Source organism: Thauera terpenica 58Eu (assembly GCF_000443165.1).
Lineage (GTDB): Bacteria > Pseudomonadota > Gammaproteobacteria > Burkholderiales > Rhodocyclaceae > Thauera > Thauera terpenica.
Genome location: NZ_ATJV01000070.1, coordinates 142,830 through 162,998, shown reverse-complemented (window position 1 = coordinate 162,998; position 20,169 = coordinate 142,830). Strand labels below are relative to the sequence as shown.

Below are 20,169 nucleotides of genomic sequence, written 5' to 3'. Positions count from 1 at the left end.
CATCAGCGGTTGATGATGGTGTTGATATCAACCGCGACCTTCTCGCCGCGCTGGTTGGTATAGGTGGCCTCGATCAGCATGAAGACCGAACTGCCGCTCGCGCCGCTGCGCTCGTAGATGTCGAGGAACTTGCGCTGGCGGGTGAGGACGTCACCCGGCCGTATTTCCTGGAAATACTCGACCTGATAGCCGCCGAAGAGCTTGCGTTTTGCCTTCAGCGGCGGAAACACGAGGCCGTCGTTCTGCTGCGGCGTGCCGTCCTCGGGCAGGCTGTCCATCGGCACCTCCCAATCGAAGGGGATGGAGACGAACATCGGCGGCGCGACAATGTCTTCGCCGCTCAGGTAGCGCGGATTGTGGTCGTCGGTGGCGTAGCAGAAGCGACGGATTTCCTCGGCAGAGACCGGGTAGCCGCTGACCTTGTCGCTCACCCGGCCGATGTAGGCCAGCACCTCTGGCGTCAACTGGCTGGCGCTTGCCGGCTTGTCTTCCGCTGCGGACGGCGCGGCTCCGCGCAGGGCGGTGTCGGCCGGCTGGAAGCGCAGCAAGGTGATCTTTTCTTTCTCGTTGTGCTCGAAAACCGGCGTCAATGCCATCCCGATCTGGATCTTGTCTTCGGGCACGTTGAGCAGCGTGCTGGTGATGCGGGGGCCTTCCTCGAGCTCGACCACCGCCATGAACTGGGGCACCTCGTCTGCGAACAGCGGATGGGTGGGGCGGCGTGAAATCGTGTAGGTGTAGAGCGTGCCCTGCCCGGAAGCCTGCTTCCAGTCGAGATCCGAGGACAGGCAATTGGGGCAGGTGACGCGCGGGTAGTGGAATACGCAGTCGCAGTCGCGGCAGTGCTTGAGCAGGATTTTCTGCTCGGCCAGGCCATTCCAGAACGGACGGCTGTCGGGAGTGGGGACAGGATATGGTTTTTTCATGGCTATGCGCCCTCCAGGATCAGTACAACCTGCTCGCTCATGATGCCGCCGTTGCCGCTGATGAAAGCCCGGTTGCAATCGCGCACCTGATTGCCACCGGCGCGGCCCATGATCTGGCGGGCGCCGTCGATGACGTGATGCATGCCGCCCGCCATGCCGGTCTGGCCGAAGGAGAGCTGGCCGCCATGGGGGTTGCAGGGGAAGTCGCCGCGGTAGCTGAGGTCGTGGGAATGAATGAACTCTGCCGCCTTGCCCTTCGGGCAGAAGCCGGCGTCCTCCAGGGTCATGAGCACGGTGATGGTGTAGCAGTCGTAGATCGACACCATGTCGATATCGGCATGGCTGATGCCGGCCATTGCGAAGGCCCGGCTCGCGGCGGCGGCGATCGGCGTGTTCAGCAGGTCGGCGGCATAGGTCGGGGTCTTGAAGGCCAGGCGTTCGCCGAAGCCGGTGATGCGCACCGGGCGATGCTTGGCGCGCGCCGCGCGTTCCTTGCTGGTCACCACCACCGCCGCGCCGCCGGCCACCGGCATGACGATCTCCAGCAGATGGATCGGGTCGGCGATCATCGGGCTGTTGAGCACATCGTCGATGGTGATGGGCTGGCCGTAGAAGATGGCGTCCGGATTGGCGCAAGCGCTGGCGCGCTGGTCCGCCGCGATCTTGGCCAGGGCGCGCGGGTCGTAGCCGTAGCGGGCGCCGTAGAGGTTGGCGATCTGGGCGTAGCCGCAGTTCTGGGCCAGGTTGCCGTAGGGGATGTCGAACTGGGCCTGCGGCGAGCCGTATTCGTTACTCGAGGCGCCGAAGGGAAAGGGGTGGGGCTTGAGCTCGACCGGCATGGGCATGGGCCCTGCCGGGAAGGCACACACCACCACCTCGGCGACGCCTAACTCGATGGCCGCGGCAGCGCGCCAGATGGCGCCTGCGGCGCTGGCTCCGCCGAGGTCGATGTGCTCGGCGAGGTTGAGTTCCAGCCCAAGGTATTCGGCCAGCGTCGCGGGCGCGAACATGGCCGATTCGGCGATGGATGAGGTGACGATTCCATCCACTTCATGCTTTTCAATGCCGGCATCCCGCAGCGCCTGTTGTGCCAGCATTGCCCACTGCTCAATGCTGAACAAGGGCGCACCCTGGGGTTTCTTTTCCGGCTTGAGCTCGACATAGCCCGCGATCGCGGCGTTTCCTCGGAGTCCCATTGCTTACCTCGCTGTTGGATGGATGCGGTGCGGCATCCGGTATCAACGATGATGCGCAGCGCAAGGGGCGAGGACAAGGACATGAGTGGCCAATAGCTCTCTGATGAGGCCATTCATTAATCTGATGATCAGGGCGCAGCTTGTCGAGGGCCGGATTCCGGACTACCGTGGCAGACAGGGGAACGACAAGCGGCAGGCGGCCTCGAAGAGGGTGACCTGTCTCTTTTTCGTTCGCTCAGCTTCGTCGTTCCTCTGTTCCCCGAACCAACCCCATCGGAGTCCGCTATGGAAAACGCAAAAACAAAGGCCGCGATTGATGCGCTCAACCTCATCATGGAGTTCGAGCTGGCCGGCGTGGTGAAGTACACGCACTATTCCCTGATGGTCTTCGGTTACAACCGTATTCCCATCGTGTCCTGGCTCAAGGGCAATGCCGACGAAAGTCTCCTCCATGCACACAAGGCAGGCGAGTTGGTGACGCTGCTGGGTGGTCATCCGTCGCTGAAAATCGGCCCCCTGCTGGACACGACGAAGCACGACATCGGCGACATCTTGCGGGGAAGCTACGCCCATGAGAAAGCGGCGCTTGATGCCTATTACGCGCTGCTGAAGATCGTCGAGGGCGAGTCGGTGCTGCTTGAGGAATATGCCCGCGAGATGATCTCCCAGGAAGAGATGCACCTTGATGAAGTCAACAAGATGCTGCGCAAACCGGGTGAAACCGAGCCGTTCAAGCCCTAGCCTTGAACGCAGCGATCAACGTCATTGCGCCGGCGACAGCCGGTGCCCGAAATTGCCGGGAGAGAAAGAGTCATATGTCATCAAGACTGTCGCACGACAAAGCCAGATTGAAGTTCCTGCTGCTCGAAGGCATTCATCCTTCCGCTGTCGAGGTATTGAAGCGCGACGGCTATGAGCAGGTGGAAACGCATGCGCAGGCGCTGGTAGGTGACGATTTGATTGCGGCCATCGGCAATGCGCATTTCGTCGGGCTGCGTTCGCGCACGCGTCTGAGCGCCGAGGTGCTGGAGCGCGCGCCCAAGCTGGTCGCCATCGGCTGCTTTTGCATCGGCACCAACCAGGTCGATCTGGCGGCAGCGGCGCGGCTAGGCATACCCGTTTTCAACGCGCCCTTCTCAAATACGCGCAGCGTCGCGGAGCTTGTGCTGGGCGAAATCATCATGTTGCTGCGCGGCATTCCGCACAAGAACGCCGTGCAGCACCGCGGCGGCTGGGAAAAGAGCGCTGCGCATTCCTATGAGGCGCGCGGCAAGACGCTGGGGATCGTCGGCTACGGACATATCGGCACGCAGATCGGCGTGCTCGCCGAGCACCTTGGCATGTCCGTGCTCTATTACGACATCGAGCCCAAGCTCGCGCTCGGCAATGCGCGCCCGGTCGCGAGTCTCGAGGCCTTGCTGGGTGCTGCTGATGTCGTCAGCCTGCACGTGCCCGAGACCCCGGCCACGCATAACATGATCGCCGCAGCACAGCTGGCACAGATGCGGCCGGGCAGCTACCTGGTCAATGCCGCGCGCGGCACGGTGGTGGATATCGACGCATTGGTCGCGGCGCTCGATGCGAAGCACCTGCTGGGGGCTGCGATCGATGTTTTTCCGGTCGAACCCAAGGGCAATGACGACCCCTTCGTGTCGCCGCTCACGCGCTTTGACAATGTCATCCTGACGCCGCATATCGGCGGCTCGACCGCGGAAGCGCAGGCCAGCATCGGGGCCGAGGTCGCCGTCAAGCTGCTGCGCTACAGCAACAACGGCTCGACCTCATCGGCGGTCAACTTCCCCGAGGTTTCGCTGCCCGCACACGCCGGCAAGTCTCGCCTGCTGCACATCCACAAGAACGTCCCCGGCGTGCTGGCGCGAATCAATGAGCGCTTCTCGGTGGCCGGCATCAACATCGCGGCACAGTTCCTGCAAACCAGCGGCGACATCGGTTACGTGGTGATCGATGTCGATACCGATGCCAGCCAGGTCGCCCTCGACCAGATCGCCAGCATCGAGGGCACGATTCGTTGCCGGATTCTGTACTGAGCCTGAAAGCGACTCAGCCTGTTGTTGTGCGCTTGCGGATCGCCGCAATGGCGGCTGCGGCACCCGCATCGTTGGCCGGGTCCTCGGGGACGGTCAGCGTGATGCGGTCGACCAGGCCGCCAAAGCGCGACAGCAGGTGTTCGGGCAGTTCGTCGTAGCGCCCGCAGACGAGAAAGGTGTCGAGCACCTCGTCGGTGAACACCGCCGGCATGTCCTTCCAGCGCCCTTCGCGGGTCAGCGCCCGCAAGTCTTCGCCTACCTGCTGCCAGCCGAACAGCTCCAGGCTGGCCCAGTACGCCGGGGTGGAGAAGAGGAAGGCCAGCATGTTGCGGAAGCGCTCGCGCTCGCTGGCGACGGTGGCGTCGTCCGGGCCGGTGGCGACGAACTGGCTGGCGCAGATCAGCGGTCTGGCGCGGCCGGGGTCGCGCTTGGCCGCGCCCACCGCGATCTGCGGCAGGATGACTTCCTTCAGGTAGCGCACCGAGGTGTTGGTGGGGTGAGTGTGGATGCCGTCCGCCGTCTGCCCCACCAGTTCGAGCATCTTCGGACCCACCGCGCCCAGCATGAGTGGCACGTCGGGGGCGTCGATCGGTCCGGGGTTGAAGAAGGGCTGCAGACGGGTGAACTTGTAGTGCTCGCCCTCATAGTTGAGGCGCTCACCGCTGCGAAAGGTGTGGAAGATGGCGCGCAGCGCGCCGATGTATTCACGCATGCCGGCGGCGGGCGGCAGCCAGCGCGCGGAGTAGCGCTCCTCGATGTTCTGCTTGATCTGCGTGCCCATGCCGAGCTCGAAGCGACCACCGGACATCTTCTGCAGATCCCAACTGGCGAGGGCGACGTTCATCGGGCTGCGCGGAAACACCACCAGCACCGAGGTGCCGACCTTGAGCCGGGTGGTGGCAGACAGGGCCTGGCAGGCGAGCAGCAGGCCGTCGTGGATGGCGTCGGACACGAACAGGCCGTCGTAGCCCATGGCTTCGACGCGCTGGGCGAAGGGGCCGATCTCGGCCAGGTTCAGGTTTTCCGGGGTGGAAGCGAATATTTCGAACATGAGGGTGCCCTGTGGCGAGGGGTTCAAAGAGTGAAGTCGGGCAGGGGGGTGGCGCCATCGAGGTTCATGACCTTTACGCCGAGCTCGCGCAGCAGCGGCAAGCTCAGGGAGATACGGCCCGACAACGTGTTCTGCGCACGTGAGCATAGCGCCAGCGCGGCCTCGGCCATGGCCTCGACCGGCTCCATGTGCGCGACATCGTCGATCGAGCCGCTCTTGAGCGCGCCTGCGCTGGCGACGGCCTCGACCGGTGCGAGGGTGTTGACCGCGATGTTGTCGGCGGCGAGTTCCATCGCCAGGCCGGCGCTCATGCGCTCGAGTGCGGCCTTGGTCGAGCCATAGAGGGTGGGCGAGTGCGTGGTGTGGAAGCGGTAGGCACGCTCATTCGGGTCGTAAGGTGCGGGCGGCGGCAGCTTGCTGGTGACGCTCGACAGGTTCAGGATCCAGCCCCCACCGCAGGCCTTCATCAACGGGATGACCAGCTGCGACAGATGAAGCGGGGCGAAAACATTGACTGCGTAGGCCAGCTCGACGCGCTCCGGGGGCTGGGCGTAGCTCGGGGCGAAGCGTGCCCAGGCGGCGTTGTTCACCAGGATGTCGACGCCGCCGTAATGGGCGACCGTTTCGGTGACGATGCGCTCGCGATCCCCTGCGCTGCCCAGATCGGCCTGCACGCAGTGGCAGTTCCCGCCCTGGGCGCGGATGCGGGCAGCGGTCTCGTCGAGTGAGCCGGGCAGCTTGCCGCCGGGTGCGCGGGTACGGGCAACGAGCACCACTTTCGCCCCTTCGGCGGCAAAGCGCTCGGCGATGGCCGCACCGATGCCGCGACTGCCGCCGGTGATGATTGCGACCTTGTTGTTGAGGGTGTTGGCCATGGCTGGGTGGGCTCTCAGTGTTGGCGATAACGCCGCTGGACGTGTTCCTGGCGGATGGCGATCGCGTGTCGGCGTTGTTCGGGCGTGACCATACGGGTGTCGGCGGGCAGGTGCTGGCGGACCTCGGCCAGCGCCACTTTCTTTGCGGTCGCCCACGGCAGCTTGTCCATCGGCTTGGACGGGTAGGCCCAGCGGATGGCCATGTAGCCTTCGGGCTGGCCGGTGGTGTCGAGCCAGTTGGCGATGCCCGGATCGGTGTGCGCAATCACGAGACGGAATACGTTGTCGGCGTCGCGCTGCGCCTGCAGGCCGCCCAGGCTGCTCTGATAGTTGGCGAAGTCGAGCGATTCACCCCACATGTTGCCCAGGCTGAAACCGATGTACACCGGCTCGACCGGCTGATGCATTTCGATCACCAGCGCCTCGTCGGCGGCGAGCTCGAACATGCCGCCGCAGTAGACGTTGGTCGCCATGCCGCCGGCGGTGGCAAGCGAGGCGGCGTTGGGTTTGTTGAAGTCGTTGCGCGGCATGAAGCGCTCGCCGTCGCCGTTCATGTCGCCGTAGACCTCGCATACGACGGCGTAGAACTCGTTCCAGAAATGTACCTGGTTGCGGGTGAAACGGCCGATCTCGGCGATCTGATGCGCGGCGAGCTCAGCGGTGTAGGGCGGCATCGGCTTGCCGAGCAGATCATTGCGGTAGATGAAGAGCTCGAGCAGGTCTTCATTTTCCCAATCGGAGAACAGCTCGCGCAGCATCACCAGCTGGCTGACGTATTCGCGCGTGACGCTGCTGCCATCCTTTTGCTTGCGCGTGCGGCTGGCGCGGGTGAGCATGAAGTTGCCTTCGTAGCCGGCGGGCTTTTCCGGCGCGAGCAGGATCTCGAAGCGGCCGTCGGCGTCGACCTTGAGCTCGGTGCTGTCGAGTTCGGCGCAGTTGATGCGCGTACCGGGCTTCATCTCCTTGAGGCTGCCGCTCTCGCCCGAGTAGCCGCTGGGGGTCTCGAAGATCACGTAGTGGGGCGCCTTGCGCGCGCCGGCCGGGGCCTTTTCGCCACGCCATGCGCTGCTGTCGGCTGCGCGCCCGCGGATGGTGTAACTGTAGTTGCCGTCGATCGGCGCCATCAGGTAGATCGCGTCGCAGTTGTCGATGGTCGATCGGTTGAGCGGCTGGATGGCGCGCACGAAATAGGGAAACTCGGGCGTCGGGCCGAGGCAGCGCGAGATCGAGCCGTAGAGAAAGCCCAGCACGTAGCGATAACCTTCGGCGAGGTTGCGCGGCGTGGCCGGCGGCGGCCACAGCTTGGGATCGTCGATCGCGTTACGTGCGTCGACGAGCTGCTCGAGCATGCCGTCCCAGGCCTTGCGCAGCATGGCTGCGGCATCGCGCGCGGCGGGATCGGTGAGCTGGAGGTGGGCGGTGACGGTCTCCAGCGCCTGCTGGTGTTGGGGGGGGATGTCATGCATGAGTGGCTTCCTTCTCGTCTTCTGGCTTGGCGGGAATGTGCTCGTCCCACTGGAACTCTTCGAACAGGGGGGCGAGTCGCCGGCGGATGTCCTGATCATCCAGGCCGAACTCGGCCAGGCTGTAGCGATGCTCGGTTTCGTGGCGCCGCGTGCGTGCGGCTTCGGCCTCGAGGAAGGCGGCGTAGGCCGGGGTGATGTCGAGGCCGAGGTCGCGGTACACGTCTTCGATGCAGCCCTTGGGGTCGGTGGTCAGGCGGCGGTAGTCGATGATTGCGTGCGGAGTTTCGGGGTGACGCGCGAGGACTTCGCGTGGGTGGAGATAGGTCTCGTAGGACAGCCCGGTCATGACTTCGTTGGACTCGCGCACACGCTCCCTGGACAGGTTGCCTTGCAGCTTCCAGCCCACGTTGAGCAGCTTGAGCAGGCTGGGGATGGTCTCGTAAGGGTTACGGTAGAGGACGACGAAGCGGGCGTCGGGGAAAGTTTCGATCAGCGCCTCGACGCGACCACAGTAGGTGGGGTTCTTGCTCAGGTGGATGCGCTCGCTGCCATTGATGTAGAGCTGGCGGCGCACGCACTCCTTGTAGAATTTCATCATGCGGCGCCGGCTGGCGGGGGAACGCTGGTCGACGTGGAAGAAATCGAGCTCGCTCATGTAGGGCAGCTTGGTGAGCCAGAAGCCGGAGGCGCAGGAGTTGAAGTAGAGCAGGTCGTCTTCTTCCGGGATCGTCAGCCCCATCTTGTGGATGTGCTGCGTCGGGCCGAACTTGCGCTTCTCCCAGGCCTGCAGCTTGCGCTCGAGCACCCCGCCGAGCACCCTGGCGTCGATCCAGGCCGCGAGATGCACAAGTTTTTTCTGCAGCAGTGAGGGCAGCAGCAACTCGTAGTACTTGAAGGTCGAGAAGCGTTCGTCCGCACTCATCAGGCGGTGTGCCAGCGTGGTGCCGCTGCGCGCATGACCGATGATGAACACCGGCGTCTTCACCTGGGTGCGCCACAGTGCGGGGAAGAGGATGCCATCGAGAAAAAAGCATAGCGCGGTGACGCTCGCGCGCAGCGGGATGTGCAGCAGCAGCAACTTGTACAGCCCGCGGCGCTGGCGATCGTTCTTTTCCTTGCTGACCAGACGCAGCAGCTTGAACCAGACGCTGAAGTCGAAGTAATAGAACACGATTCACTCCTCAGGGAGAGGGGGGGCTCCCTCAGTGGGTGTCTTCTTGAGGTAATTGACGAGCATCGCCTGCAACTCGTCGACGAAGGCCTGGCTCAGGATCAGATCCGGGTTGCGATCCAGCGTGGCGTGGATCGTGCCTTCGAGCGCGTTCACCACCATCTGGGCGGCAAGCTCGAAATCGTGCACGCGCAGCACGGCGTGGTGTTGTTGGAGGGCTGAGGGCAGCCACTCGGCGGTGCTCGGTTTGTTCGGGTAGAGCTTGCGCGAGTACACCTCGAAGTCGTAACTCCAGTGGATCTCGAGATAGAAGCCCTTGAGCTGCTGGTACAGGCGGCGGTGGCGAGCGACGTGCTCTTCGACGAAGAATGCGAGGGTCGAATCCAGTGAGTCGCGCGCCAGACTCAATGTCTGACGATCCAGGCGCTTGATGTCGCCCAGTTCGGACATCAGCAATTCGTTGCAGATGTCGGCCGCAATCGCATGTTTGTCGGCGTAGTACTGGTACAGGCTGCCGATACTGATGCCCGCCACTTCGGCAATGCGGTTGGTGTTCAGGCGCGCCGGCCCCTCCTCTTTCAGGATTCTGAGCGTCGCCTCACGAATCGCCTTCAGCGTGGCTTCGGCGCGGGATTGAGTGGGGTTGCGGCGGAGGGGAGAGTGCCTGGCGGCCATGGCTTCTTGTGCTCTGAATGAACTTCATTTGAGCAAACCAATGCCGCGCTGACTACTCGCATTCGGGGCTGTGAGAGAATCCGCGCGTCGTGAAAAACATTCTATATAACAATGCGTTGCGACGCGCGACCGATTCCGTTTTGAAGAAACTGAATAAAGCTCGGTTTTTGCCTGCTCAGGCTGCGGCGGTTTTGCCCCAGGCGGCGAAATGCGGATTGGCGAAATCGGCTTTGCCATAGCGCAGCGCAGGGCCGTCGAGCGTGCGTACGATGCCGCCCGCCGCACGCAGCACGGCGTCGCCGGCGGCGATGTCCCATTCCATGGTGCGCCCCAGACGCGGGTAGACATCGGCTTCGCCCGCGGCCACCAGGCATAGCTTGAGCGATGAGCCGGCATTGGTCTGGCTGGCGACCTTGCGCCCGGCGAGGAAGCTGGCGAGCGCATCGGCATCGCCGTGCGAACGGCTGGCAACCACGGTCAGGCCCGCGGCGGGCTCGCTGCGGCAGGCGATGTTGCGGCGTACACCCTGGTCTTCGACGAAAGAGCCCAGCCCGACCGCGCCGGCAAACAGGCGATCGAGCGCAGGTGCGAAGACCACGCCCAGGACCGGTGAGCCGTTTTCGATGAGGGCGATGTTCACCGTGAATTCGCCATTGCGGTTGATGAACTCCTTGGTGCCGTCCAGCGGGTCGACCAGCCAGAAGCGCTCGCCCACGCTGGGGATGTGGCCGGCGGCAACGGCTTCTTCGGCGACGATCGGGATGTCCGGCGTGAGGCTGGCCAGTGCGGGCAGGATGAGCGCTTCGGCGCACTCGTCGGCTTCGGTCACGGGCGAGGCGTCGTCCTTGCCGCGCACCTCGAAGTCGGTGGCGTAGATGTTCATGATGGCCGCGCCGGCTTGACGTGCGATGGGCAGCAGCGCGTCGAGTAAGGCCTGGGGGGCGTAAGACTGAGTCATGGCGAGTCCTGGGTGGAACGTTCAGTTGGCGGCCCTGCGGCGCCCTCCCCGACAGCCGCGGGGCTGCCGGGGAGGGGCGGTCGGGAGCCGATGAGTCGAGCGCTTCAGTCGCTGATGACGCCACGCAGGCGCAGCGTGGTGATCACTGCGTCGGCTGCGGCCTCGAGCGACAAGCGGGTGGTGTCGAGACGGATCTCGGGCTCTTCCGGCGCCTCGTAGGGCGAGTCGATGCCGGTGAAGTTCTTCAGCTCGCCGCGCCGCGCCTTCTTGTACAAGCCCTTGACGTCGCGCTGCTCGGCCACTTCCAGCGGTGTGTCGACGAAGACCTCGACGAACTCGCCCTCTTCCACCAGGCTGCGCGCCATACTGCGCTCGGCGCGGAAGGGCGAGATGAAGGCGGTGAGCACGATCAGTCCGGCGTCGACCATCAGCCTGGCCACTTCGCCCACGCGGCGGATGTTCTCCACACGGTCGGCGTCGGTGAAGCCGAGGTCCTTGTTCAGGCCGTGGCGCACGTTGTCGCCGTCGAGCAGATAGGTGTGGTGGCCCAGGCCGTGCAGCTTTTGCTCGACCAGGTTGGCGATCGCGGACTTGCCCGCGCCCGACAGGCCGGTGAACCACAGCACGCAGCCCTGCTGGTGCTTGATGCTCGCGCGCGCGATCTTGTCCACATCCATATGCTGCAGGTGGATGTTGTGTGCGCGGCGCAGCGCGAAGTGCAGCAGGCCGGCACCGACGGTATTGTTGCTCAGGCGGTCGATGAGGATGAAGCCACCGGTGTCGCGGTTGTCCTGATAGGGATCAAAGGCGATCTGGCGGTCCAGGCTCAGGTTGCACACGCCGATGGCGTTGAGCTCGAGCGTCTTGGCGGCCACGTGCTCGAGCGTGTTCACGTTCACCTGGTACTTGATGTCGGTGATGGTGGCGGTGACCGTCTTGGTGCCGATCTTGAGCAGGTAGGGGCGCCCGGGCAGCAAGGGCTCGTCGTGCATCCACACCAGGGTGATCTCGAACTGGTCGGCGGTCTCGGCCGGGGCGCCGACGGTGGAGATCACGTCGCCGCGCGAGATGTCGATCTCGTCGTTCAGGGTCAGCGTGATCGACTGGCCCGACACGGCCTGCTCCAGATCGCCGCCGCGGGTGACGATGCGCGCCACCGTGCTCTCGCGCCCCGAAGGCTGCACGCGGATGCGGTCGCCCGGACGGATGACGCCGCCGGCGATGGTGCCGGCAAAGCCACGGAAGTCCAGGTTGGGGCGGTTGACCCACTGCACCGGCAGACGGAAGGGCGCGCGCTGCATGCGCTCATCGTCGATCTCCACCGTTTCCAGGTAGCCCATCAGCGTGGTGCCGTGGTACCAGGGCATGGCCGCACTGGGGTCGGTGATGTTGTCGCCCTTGAACGCCGAGAGCGGGATGAAGGTGGGGCTCTCAAGTCCGATCCGGGCGGCGAAATCGCGGTAGGCGTCGACGATGTCGTTGAAGGTCTTTTCCGAGTAATCGACCAGATCCATCTTGTTGATCGCCACCAGCACATGGCGGATGCCCAGCAGCTTGACCAGATAGCTGTGGCGCCGGGTCTGGGTGAGGATGCCGCGGCGCGAATCGACCATCAGGATGGCGACGTCGGCGGTGGAGGCACCGGTGACCATGTTGCGTGTGTACTGCTCGTGGCCGGGAGTGTCGGCGACGATGAACTTGCGCTTGTCGGTGGAGAAGAAGCGGTAGGCCACGTCGATGGTGATGCCTTGCTCGCGCTCGGCGGCCAGGCCATCGACGAGCAGGGCGAAGTCGATCTCGTCGCCCTGGGTGCCGAACTTCTTCGAGTCGGCTTCGACCGCAGCGAGCTGGTCCTCGAACAGCATCTTCGATTCATACAGCAGACGCCCGATGAGGGTGCTCTTGCCGTCGTCCACGCTGCCGCAGGTGATGAAGCGCAGCAGGCTCTTGTTCTCATGTGCCTTGAGATATTGCTCGATATCGGTGGCGATCAGGTCGGATGTGTGAGCCATTAGAAGTACCCCTCTTGCTTCTTCTTTTCCATGGATGCTGCCGAGTCGTGATCGATGACGCGGCCCTGACGCTCGGAGGTCTTGGTGAGCAGCATCTCCTGAATGATCGCCGGCAAGGTGTCGGCCTCGGACTCGACCGCGCCGGTCAGCGGGTAGCAGCCCAGGGTGCGGAAGCGCACCTTCTTCATCATCGGTACTTCACCCGGGTGCAGCGGCATGCGCTCGTCGTCGACCATGATCAGCGTGCCGTCACGCTCGACCACCGGGCGCTCGGCCGAGAGGTAGAGCGGCACGATGGGCACGTTCTCAAGGTAGATGTATTGCCAGATGTCGAGCTCGGTCCAGTTCGACAGCGGAAACACGCGGATCGACTCGCCCTTGTGCTTGCGCGCGTTGTAGAGCTTCCACAGCTCGGGGCGCTGGTTCTTCGGGTCCCAGCGGTGTTGTGCGCTGCGAAACGAGAACACACGCTCCTTGGCACGCGCCTTCTCTTCGTCGCGGCGCGCGCCGCCGAAGGCGGCATCGAAGCCGTACTGGTCGAGCGCCTGCTTGAGGCCCTCGGTCTTCATGATGTCGGTGTGAATCGCCGAGCCGTGGGTGAAGGGGTTGATGTTCTTCTCGACGCCCTCGGGGTTGATGTGCACCAGCAGGTCCATGCCGGTCTCGGCGACCATGCGCTCGCGAAACTTGTACATCTCGCGAAACTTCCAGCGCGTATCGACGTGCAGCAGCGGAAACGGTGGCACCGCCGGGTGGAAGGCTTTCATCGCCAGGTGCAGCATCACCGCGCTGTCCTTGCCGATCGAGTAAAGCATGACGGGGTTGTCGGCTTCGGCGACGACCTCACGCATGATGTGGATGCTCTCGGCTTCGAGGCGTTGCAGGTGGGTCAGTGTCATGAGTTCTCCAGCTCCGATGCGGGATGTGGGGACATGGGGGTGTGAGGGTGAGGGTGTGGGAGTATGGGGGCGAGGGGCGCCTGGAGGCGGATCCCTCTCAGTACGGCGACTGCCTGTCTTCATCCCCCTGCTCTGGCTATTTCATGAAGCGTGCTACGCCTGCCTTGAATTTTTTGCCATAAGGCGCTCGCATGCCGAACAGGCTGGACAGGTCCACCCGCGCCTGGCGATAGATGGCCTTGGCGTGGGAGAACTGCTTGAAGCCGTCGCGGCCGTGGTAGGAGCCCATGCCGCTCGGGCCAACGCCGCCGAAGGGCAAGGTCTCGCAGGCTGCGTGGGAGGCGATGTCATTGATCACCGCGCCGCCGGAGATGGTCTGCGCCAACACCTTCTCCGCCTCCGGGCCTGAGGCTGGACCGAAGTAGTACAGGGCCAGGGGGCGGTCGTGGCGATTGACGTAGTCAATCGCCTCTTCCACCTGGCGGTAGGTCTTGATCGGCAGCAGCGGGCCAAAGATCTCCTCCTTCATGATCAGACGCTCGTCATCCGGGTTGATGAACAGCCGAGGCATCATCTTGTGTTGCCCTTCGGGCTGCTTGGCGAAGGACTCCCTGGCCGGGTTGATGTCCACGCACTTGACGCCCGCGTCGAGTGCGTCGTCCACATAGCGGCTGAGACGCTCGAAGTGGCGGCGGTTGACGATGGAGGTGTAGTCCGGATTTCCCAGCAGTGTGGGGAAGAGCTTTGCCACCGCGTCGTGGATGGCCTGGATCATCGCATCCAGGCGCTGTTCCGGCACCAGCAGATAGTCCGGGGAGATGCAGGTCTGCCCGGCGTTGGACAGCTTGAAGTCCATGATCTTGACCGCGGCGTCGGCCAGGTCGGCCTCGCGGCCGATGATCACCGGTGACTTGCCGCCAAGCTCCAGGGTCAGTGGCACCAGGTTCTTTGCCGCTGCCGTCATCACGTGCCTGGCGATGGCGCCCGCGCCGGTGAACACGAGGTGATCGAAAGGCAGCTCGGTGAAGGCCATGCCCACCTCGGTGCCGCCGGTCACCACCGCGATCTCCTTGTCATCGAAGTAGCGCGGGAACAGGGTGGCGAACTGCTCGGCGACCCGGGGCGTGAACTCGGAAGGCTTGAGCATCGCGCGGTTGCCTGCAGCCAGCACCCCGATCAAGGGTCCCATGGCGAGGTAGATGGGGAAGTTCCAGGGCGCGATGATGCCCACGGAGCCGAGGGGCTGGTAATGGACCCAGGCCCGTGCCCCCAGCAAGGACTGCAGCCAGGGTAGTGGCCGCTTCTCATCACGCATCCACGCGGCGACATGCTTGTGGGTCTCGCGGATCTCGGAGATCGGCACCGCGATCTCGGTCAGCAGCGCATGTTCAATCGAGCGATGGCCGAAGTCGGCGCACAGGGAATCCAGCAGCACCTGCTGGTTTTCTCGCAACAGCGCCGCCAGACGGTCCAGGCGGTTGAGTCGGGTCCTGGCGTCCGGCGCTCCGTCGGCCAGAAAACTGGCCTTCTGACGATCCAGGATTTGTCGCATCTGCTCCGGTGTCATCGCGACACTCCTATGTGTTCAAAGCCCGCCGAAGGGCATGTCGCCCGAGGGCTTCAATGAGGCCTCGCCGTGCTGCGCCTGCAACTGGGCGAGATCCAGCGCGAGCAGGCGGCGCAGCAGTTCCGTGAAGCTCAGGAACAGGGGCATGGGCTCCATGGTGCGCAGCTTGTCTTCCATGATGGGCAGCCAGCGTCCCGGGTGGCGGGCGATGAAATCTCGTCGCGCCAGGCGGTAGGCGTCGGTGGATTCGCCCTGGGTCTGCAGCAGGTGCTCGCCGTAGGCGAGGAAGTGCAGGAAGTTCAACTGCGTGGTGAGGTGATCCGGCAGTTCCTTCTGCTCCTCGGTCAGGGTCAGGCCGAAATGGGCGTAGAAGCGCACCGCCTCCTCCATCACCTTCATCTGCGGGCCGCGTTGCAGGCCGCCGTTGAGTGAGCAGCCTGTGCCCTGGGCGCCCGCATCGAAGAGCCGCGTGTACTCCACCTTGAGCGCATCCAGGGAGGCCGCGGGGTCGTTGAAGACCGCAGCATCCAGTCCCTGGAGCAGGGCGGGATCCAGGGCGTCGCAAAGCTTCTGGATCTGCGCCAGCAGAGCGCCGCTCCGCAGGTTTTCCACCAGGTCGGCGTCCGGATAAGCGAAGCATTCTCCCAGCAGGGCATAAAGGTAGCTGCAGGTGGCGGCGGGCGATGCCAGGCCGTCGATGCTCTCGGTGTGGGCGTGGGTGTGGGCGTTCAAAACAGGATCACTCCACGTGCATTGATGCCTGACTTCAGATCCTCGAAAGCCTGGGGCACCTCGTCGATGCTGTAGGTGCGGGTGATCATGGCGTCGAGGTCCAGACGCTTGGACAGATAGAGCTCCAGCAGATCGGGCATGTCGACCTTGAAATTGGTGTTGCCATACATGCAACCGATCACGGTCTTGGCATCGGCGGAGAAGCCGCAGGCGTTGAGCGGGAAGCTCTCGGTATAGTGGCCGATGCCGATGATGCAGACGGTGCCGCCACGTCGAGTCGCGGCGTAGGCCTGCTCCATCACCGGGACCTTGCCCGTCACTTCGAAGCTGTAGTCGGCCCCTCTGCCACCGGTCAGTTCCCTCACCGCGGCGACAGGGTCGTCCTTGGCATTGACCGTGTCGGTGGCGCCGAAATGTCGGGCGTACTCCAGCTTGGCGTCCAGCGTGTCGACCGCAATGATGCGTTTGGCGCCCACCAGGCGTGCGCCCTGGATCGCCGACAGGCCGACGCCGCCGCAACCGAACACCACCACCGTGGAGCCGGCGCGGACCTTGGCGGTGTTGGTCACCGCGCCAACGCCGGTCATCACGCCGCAGCCCACCAGGGCGGCCCGGTCCAGGGGGATGCTGCGGTCGATCTTCATCACGCTGATTGCGGGCACCACGGCGTATTCCGCCATGCAGCCGAGCATCGCCATGGCGCCGATCTCCCGTCCGTCCAGATGCAGGCGCGTGCTGCCGTCGAGCATGCGGCCCTCAGGAGAGCTCGCGGCGCACAGGTGAGGTTCGTGATGGTCGCAGAAATAGCATTCGCCACAGGACGGGATGAAGGACAGCACCACGTGGTCCCCTGGCGCGACCTTGCTCACGCCCGCTCCCACCGCCTGCACCACCCCCGCGCCTTCATGGCCCAGCGCCAGCGGCAGGGGCATGGGCACGGCGCCATTGAGCACCGAAAGGTCGCTGTAACAGACCCCCGTGGCCGCCATCTTGATCATCACCTCGCCGGCGCGAGGCGGGTCCAGGGTGACATTCTCGATACTCAGTTTTCCATAGTCCAGGGCTAGAGCGGCTTTCATGGGTGACCTTTCAGGCAAAGTTGGCGGGCGGTTTGCCACGCGGATGGAGCCGGGGAAACGTCCTCAGGGCTCGACAGTCAGCATCTGCAGGGCGCATTTTTTCAGGGCGGCAATCTCGCTCTTGAAGCTCGGCCGGCGCTGGCTGATCAGGCGCATCAGTGACAGGCCTTGCAGGGTGGCCAGGGTCAGGTTGCGCACCGTTTCCAGCCGGGCCTGCGGAATCTCGAACTCGCCGAAGAACTTGTCCCAGGTGCTCTGCATCTGCCTGAAGGACATGTCCTCCTGCTGGCCCATGATCATGGGGTTGTTGCGCGCGCGGTTCTGGATGACGAGTTCGTTGAAGGCGAAGGAGGAGGGCTCATTGATGTATTTCCAGGTGACATCGATGAGCGCCGCGATGCGCTCCTCGGGTGTGTCTCCCGCCTCCATCAGCGTGGCGTCGATGAGCTTGCGGTAAATCTCGCCGTTGCGCTCGACGACGGCAAACAGCACGGAGTCCTTGTCGCCGAACTGGTGGGCGATCGCCCCCCAGGTGATGCCCGAGCGTGCGGTGATGCGGGCTGCAGTGGTGTTGTGCAGACCCTCTTCGACAATGCAGTCGATGGTGGCCTGGATCACTTTCTCCCGGGTGGCGGCACTGCGCTCTTCCTGGGTCCGGCGCGTTGCAGTCTGCGGTTTGCCCGTTTCCGGCATGATCGTTGTTTCCGACGAGATCATTCTCACTCCAGTCTGACTATGAACATAGCAAGCGATCGACTTTAATCGATGGCACCCATGAGTGGGGATACCCCTCGATCCTGAATCTCTCGACACCATTGCATGGTCAATGGAATTCCATGCTATCTTCTCGTTAACAACAAAGCAAGCGTTCGGGATGTTTATAAATTGGTGAAGGAGGAGAGCAGGATGAACACCACACAACAGCTTTTCGATCTGAGCGGCAAGCTTGCGCTTGTCACGGGTGGCAGTCGGGGCCTGGGCAAGGCCATTGCCCTGGGTTTTGCGGCGGCCGGCGCCGATGTCGTCGTCACCAGCCGTTCCCTGCCCGCGCTCCAGGAGGTCACCAGGGAGATCGAGGCCATGGGACGTCGCGCGCTGGCGATTGCCAGCGATGTGGGCGAGTGGGCGGAGGTCGAGCGCCTGGTGGAGACGGTCTACGAGAAGTTCGGTCGTTGTGACGTACTGGTCAACAACGCCGGCATCGTGCAAACCATGACGCCGCTGACCCAGACCAGCGAGGAGATGTTCGACCGCTTCTTCGGCGTCAATACCAAGGGACCCATGCATCTGGCCGCAGCCGTGGCAAAGCGCATGATCCCGGCGGGTGGGGGCTCCATCGTCAATATCGCCACGATGGGAGGCTTGCGCCCCGCCGGTCAGCTGGCCTTGTACTGCTCGAGCAAGGCGGCGCTGATCGCCTTGACGCGCAGCATGGCGGACGAGTGGGCGTCGCAGGGCATCCGCGTCAACGCGATCGCGCCGGGGCCCTTCCTCACCGAAATGATGACCGACCTGGAAAAGCAGACCCCTGGATTCATCAAGTACGCCGAAAGCGTCACCATGCTGAGGCGGGCCGCAGAGCCCCAGGAGATCGTCGGTCCGGCGCTATTCCTCGCCAGCCAGGCTTCCAGCTATGTCACCGGACAGACCCTCTCGGTCTGTGGTGGCGCGATCTGACACTTTTCCACCTTTCTCTCCAGGAGGGCTGTCACATGGTGACTCGCGAACAAACCCAGGCCAGGATGGACATCATCTCGGCCGGGATGATGAAACACACCCCGGAGCAGTCCTATACGGTCGCCGACCGCCTGGAGGCGCGGGCCGCTCAGGCTGGGGACAGTCCTTTCCTGATCTGGAACGAGCAGGTCCTCAGCTATGGAGAAGTCAACGCCCAAGCCAACCGCTACGCCCATTTCGCCCTCGCCCAGGGGGTGAAGCCAGGGGATGTGGTGGCCCTGCTGATGGAAAACCGGCCGGAGTTCCTCTTCATCTGGTTCGCGCTCGCCAAGATCGGCTGCGTTTCGGCCCTGATCAACCCCCAGGCCAGTGGTGATGCCCTGCGCCACGCACTGGCCACCACCGCCAGTCAACGCCTGTTCATCGGCACGGAGTGCCTGGGTCGCCTGGAGCAGACGCCCGAGATCCCGGGTCGACTGCCCACCTACGCGGTGACGGATGGCGAACCGCGGGAGATTCCCGCGGGCTGCATCGAACTCGGCGCGCAACTGAGCACCCAGCCCGGCTCCAACCCGGACCGCAGCCTGCGCGACGGCATCATCGGGCAGAGCACGCTGTGCCTGATCTTCACCTCAGGCACCACAGGCCTGCCCAAGGCGGCCAAGGTCACGCATGCGCGCTGGCTGGGCACCGGCGAAGCCTGGTGCGATTTCCTCGGTCTGGGGCCGACGGACGCGTTCTATTGCGTGCTGCCGCTCTACCATGTGGCGGCGCTGATGTCGCTGCTCGCCAACGCCCTCGCCAGCGGCGGGCGCGTGATTCTGAAACGCCGCTTCAGCGCCAGCCAGTTCTGGCAGGACGTGCGCCGGCACGACATCACCGTCGCCCAGTACAGCGGCGAGATGTGCCGCTATCTCTTCAACCAGCCTCCTCATCCAGACGATAAAAATCACTCGCTGCGAGTGATGACCGGCTCCGGTTTGAGCCCCGCGATCTGGCAGGCTTTCCAGGACCGCTTCGGGGTCACGCAGATGATAGAGGGCTACGGCGGCACGGAACTGAACGTCGGCATGATGAACATCGACAACCGGATCGGTTCCTGCGGGCGCATCCCCTTCAAGGAGCGCAGCAACGCCCGCCTGGTGAAGTACGACCGCGACCAGGACTGCCACGTGCGCAGCCCGGACGGCACCCTGATCGAGTGTGGACCGAATGAAGTGGGGGAAATGCTGGGCATGATCCTCAATCTGCCCGGGATCAGCGGGGGGCGTTTCGACGGTTATACCGACCCGGCAGCCACCGAGAAGAAGATCCTGCGCAATGTGTTCCAGCCCGGTGACGCCTGGATGAGCACCGGAGACCTGTTCCGCCGCGACGAGGACGACTACTACTACTTCGTGGACCGTGTCGGCGATACCTTCCGCTGGAAGAGCGAGAACGTCTCCACCACCGAAGTGGCCAATGCCCTGAGCGACTGGCCGGGCGTGGAAACGGTCACGGTGTACGGGGTATCCGTCCCCGGCCAGGAAGGGCGCGCGGGCATGGCCACACTGGTGATGCAGCCCGGACAGCGTTTCGATCCGGTGGCCTGTCACCAACTCGCAGCCAAGGCGCTGCCGAGCTATGCGATTCCGCTCTTCATCCGCGTCAAGGCCGATGCCGACATCACCGCCACCTTCAAGCTGCGCAAGGTGGATCTGCAGAAATCAGGCTACGCGCCGGTTGCCGGTGATGAACTGTATGTTGCGGATGCCGCTGCAGGGCGATACGTGGCGCTGAGCGAAGAGAGCCTGTCGCGGCTCGGCATTCCGCCTTCGCCGCCGATCTGACAGGAGAA

The 20,169-nt window shown here is 64.1% G+C and carries 18 protein-coding genes; 4 read left to right on the top strand and 14 right to left on the bottom strand.

The genetic code is table 11. The annotated features are described in order from the left end of the window. Positions 1 to 2: 2 nt before the first annotated feature. Together M622_RS39425 and M622_RS34115 are read right to left on the bottom strand one after the other, a co-directional pair. Positions 3 to 926: an FAS1-like dehydratase domain-containing protein gene (locus M622_RS39425; protein WP_021250183.1), complete on the bottom strand. Its 924-nt coding sequence runs from the start codon at positions 924 to 926 to the stop codon at positions 3 to 5. A 2-nt stretch (positions 927 to 928) separates the two neighbouring features. Further along, positions 929 to 2,122, bottom strand: coding sequence for a thiolase family protein (locus tag M622_RS34115; protein WP_021250182.1), 1,194 nt, complete (start codon positions 2,120 to 2,122; stop codon positions 929 to 931). A 285-nt stretch (positions 2,123 to 2,407) separates the two neighbouring features. Between M622_RS34115 and M622_RS34110 the strand changes: the two genes are divergently transcribed. Both M622_RS34110 and serA read left to right on the top strand, forming a co-directional pair. Next, positions 2,408 to 2,863, top strand: coding sequence for a ferritin-like domain-containing protein (locus M622_RS34110; protein ID WP_021250181.1), 456 nt, complete (start codon positions 2,408 to 2,410; stop codon positions 2,861 to 2,863). 74 nt (positions 2,864 to 2,937) lie between these two features. After that, the gene (gene serA, locus M622_RS34105) at positions 2,938 to 4,170 is read left to right on the top strand and encodes a phosphoglycerate dehydrogenase (protein ID WP_031347210.1); all 1,233 of its coding nucleotides are present in this window, start codon (positions 2,938 to 2,940) and stop codon (positions 4,168 to 4,170) included. Between the two features lie 13 nt (positions 4,171 to 4,183). Here the strand turns inward: serA and M622_RS34100 are convergent, their stop codons facing one another. From M622_RS34100 to M622_RS39415, 12 genes are all read right to left on the bottom strand, one after another. Continuing rightward, entirely contained in the window at positions 4,184 to 5,221 is a 1,038-nt protein-coding gene (locus M622_RS34100; protein WP_021250179.1) for a TIGR03617 family F420-dependent LLM class oxidoreductase, read from the bottom strand. A 23-nt stretch (positions 5,222 to 5,244) separates the two neighbouring features. After that, positions 5,245 to 6,096 carry an SDR family NAD(P)-dependent oxidoreductase gene (locus M622_RS34095; RefSeq protein ID WP_021250178.1) on the bottom strand — a complete coding sequence of 284 codons (852 nt, stop codon included), beginning with the start codon at positions 6,094 to 6,096 and terminating at the stop codon, positions 5,245 to 5,247. Positions 6,097 to 6,110: 14 nt separating this feature from the next. Next, positions 6,111 to 7,562, bottom strand: a complete 1,452-nt coding sequence (locus M622_RS34090; protein WP_021250177.1) for a UBA domain-containing protein — start codon at positions 7,560 to 7,562, stop codon at positions 6,111 to 6,113. Then, entirely contained in the window at positions 7,555 to 8,733 is a 1,179-nt protein-coding gene (locus tag M622_RS34085; RefSeq protein WP_021250176.1) for a sulfotransferase family protein, read from the bottom strand. The genes M622_RS34090 and M622_RS34085 overlap by 8 nt, the downstream gene beginning before the upstream one ends. Positions 8,734 to 8,736: 3 nt before the next feature. After that, positions 8,737 to 9,408, bottom strand: a complete 672-nt coding sequence (locus M622_RS34080; RefSeq protein WP_021250175.1) for a TetR/AcrR family transcriptional regulator — start codon at positions 9,406 to 9,408, stop codon at positions 8,737 to 8,739. A gap of 175 nt (positions 9,409 to 9,583) precedes the next feature. Further along, entirely contained in the window at positions 9,584 to 10,366 is a 783-nt protein-coding gene (gene cysQ, locus M622_RS34075) for a 3'(2'),5'-bisphosphate nucleotidase CysQ (protein ID WP_021250174.1), read from the bottom strand. A 104-nt stretch (positions 10,367 to 10,470) separates the two neighbouring features. Then, positions 10,471 to 12,378: a sulfate adenylyltransferase subunit CysN gene (gene cysN / locus M622_RS34070; RefSeq protein WP_021250173.1), complete on the bottom strand. Its 1,908-nt coding sequence runs from the start codon at positions 12,376 to 12,378 to the stop codon at positions 10,471 to 10,473. Continuing rightward, on the bottom strand, positions 12,378 to 13,277 hold the full coding sequence (gene cysD, locus M622_RS34065; protein ID WP_021250172.1) for a sulfate adenylyltransferase subunit CysD: 900 nt from the start codon (positions 13,275 to 13,277) through the stop codon (positions 12,378 to 12,380). The genes cysN and cysD overlap by 1 nt, the downstream gene beginning before the upstream one ends. Positions 13,278 to 13,413: 136 nt before the next feature. Continuing rightward, on the bottom strand, positions 13,414 to 14,844 hold the full coding sequence (locus M622_RS34060; RefSeq protein WP_021250171.1) for a coniferyl aldehyde dehydrogenase: 1,431 nt from the start codon (positions 14,842 to 14,844) through the stop codon (positions 13,414 to 13,416). Between the two features lie 18 nt (positions 14,845 to 14,862). Next, positions 14,863 to 15,576, bottom strand: a complete 714-nt coding sequence (locus M622_RS39420; protein WP_021250170.1) for a molecular chaperone TorD family protein — start codon at positions 15,574 to 15,576, stop codon at positions 14,863 to 14,865. Next, positions 15,573 to 16,655, bottom strand: coding sequence for a Zn-dependent alcohol dehydrogenase (locus tag M622_RS34050; protein WP_021250169.1), 1,083 nt, complete (start codon positions 16,653 to 16,655; stop codon positions 15,573 to 15,575). Before M622_RS34050 ends, M622_RS39420 begins: the two co-directional genes overlap by 4 nt. Positions 16,656 to 16,718: 63 nt before the next feature. Then, the gene (locus tag M622_RS39415) at positions 16,719 to 17,372 is read right to left on the bottom strand and encodes a TetR/AcrR family transcriptional regulator (RefSeq protein WP_021250168.1); all 654 of its coding nucleotides are present in this window, start codon (positions 17,370 to 17,372) and stop codon (positions 16,719 to 16,721) included. A 189-nt stretch (positions 17,373 to 17,561) separates the two neighbouring features. Here M622_RS39415 and M622_RS34040 point away from each other — a divergent pair, with 189 nt between their 5' ends. Beyond that, on the top strand, positions 17,562 to 18,332 hold the full coding sequence (locus tag M622_RS34040) for an SDR family NAD(P)-dependent oxidoreductase (protein WP_021250167.1): 771 nt from the start codon (positions 17,562 to 17,564) through the stop codon (positions 18,330 to 18,332). 35 nt (positions 18,333 to 18,367) lie between these two features. Further along, positions 18,368 to 20,161: a long-chain-acyl-CoA synthetase gene (locus tag M622_RS34035; RefSeq protein ID WP_021250166.1), complete on the top strand. Its 1,794-nt coding sequence runs from the start codon at positions 18,368 to 18,370 to the stop codon at positions 20,159 to 20,161. The last annotated feature ends 8 nt before the right edge of the window (positions 20,162 to 20,169 follow it).

Excerpts from the sequence above, each read along its gene's own strand:
- M622_RS34095 (WP_021250178.1), bottom strand. The coding sequence starts at position 6,096 with ATGGCCAACACCCTCAACAACAAGGTCGCAATCATCACCGGCGGCAGT.
- M622_RS34040 (WP_021250167.1), top strand. The coding sequence starts at position 17,562 with ATGAACACCACACAACAGCTTTTCGATCTGAGCGGCAAGCTTGCGCTT.
- cysQ (WP_021250174.1), bottom strand. The coding sequence starts at position 10,366 with ATGACTCAGTCTTACGCCCCCCAGGCCTTACTCGACGCGCTGCTGCCC.
- M622_RS34115 (WP_021250182.1), bottom strand. The coding sequence starts at position 2,122 with ATGGGACTCCGAGGAAACGCCGCGATCGCGGGCTATGTCGAGCTCAAG.
- M622_RS34035 (WP_021250166.1), top strand. The coding sequence starts at position 18,368 with ATGGTGACTCGCGAACAAACCCAGGCCAGGATGGACATCATCTCGGCC.
- M622_RS39415 (WP_021250168.1), bottom strand. The coding sequence starts at position 17,372 with ATGATCTCGTCGGAAACAACGATCATGCCGGAAACGGGCAAACCGCAG.
- M622_RS34110 (WP_021250181.1), top strand. The coding sequence starts at position 2,408 with ATGGAAAACGCAAAAACAAAGGCCGCGATTGATGCGCTCAACCTCATC.
- serA (WP_031347210.1), top strand. The coding sequence starts at position 2,938 with ATGTCATCAAGACTGTCGCACGACAAAGCCAGATTGAAGTTCCTGCTG.
- cysN (WP_021250173.1), bottom strand. The coding sequence starts at position 12,378 with ATGGCTCACACATCCGACCTGATCGCCACCGATATCGAGCAATATCTC.
- M622_RS34080 (WP_021250175.1), bottom strand. The coding sequence starts at position 9,408 with ATGGCCGCCAGGCACTCTCCCCTCCGCCGCAACCCCACTCAATCCCGC.
- M622_RS34050 (WP_021250169.1), bottom strand. The coding sequence starts at position 16,655 with ATGAAAGCCGCTCTAGCCCTGGACTATGGAAAACTGAGTATCGAGAAT.
- M622_RS34100 (WP_021250179.1), bottom strand. The coding sequence starts at position 5,221 with ATGTTCGAAATATTCGCTTCCACCCCGGAAAACCTGAACCTGGCCGAG.
- M622_RS34090 (WP_021250177.1), bottom strand. The coding sequence starts at position 7,562 with ATGCATGACATCCCCCCCCAACACCAGCAGGCGCTGGAGACCGTCACC.
- M622_RS39425 (WP_021250183.1), bottom strand. The coding sequence starts at position 926 with ATGAAAAAACCATATCCTGTCCCCACTCCCGACAGCCGTCCGTTCTGG.
- cysD (WP_021250172.1), bottom strand. The coding sequence starts at position 13,277 with ATGACACTGACCCACCTGCAACGCCTCGAAGCCGAGAGCATCCACATC.
- M622_RS34060 (WP_021250171.1), bottom strand. The coding sequence starts at position 14,844 with ATGACACCGGAGCAGATGCGACAAATCCTGGATCGTCAGAAGGCCAGT.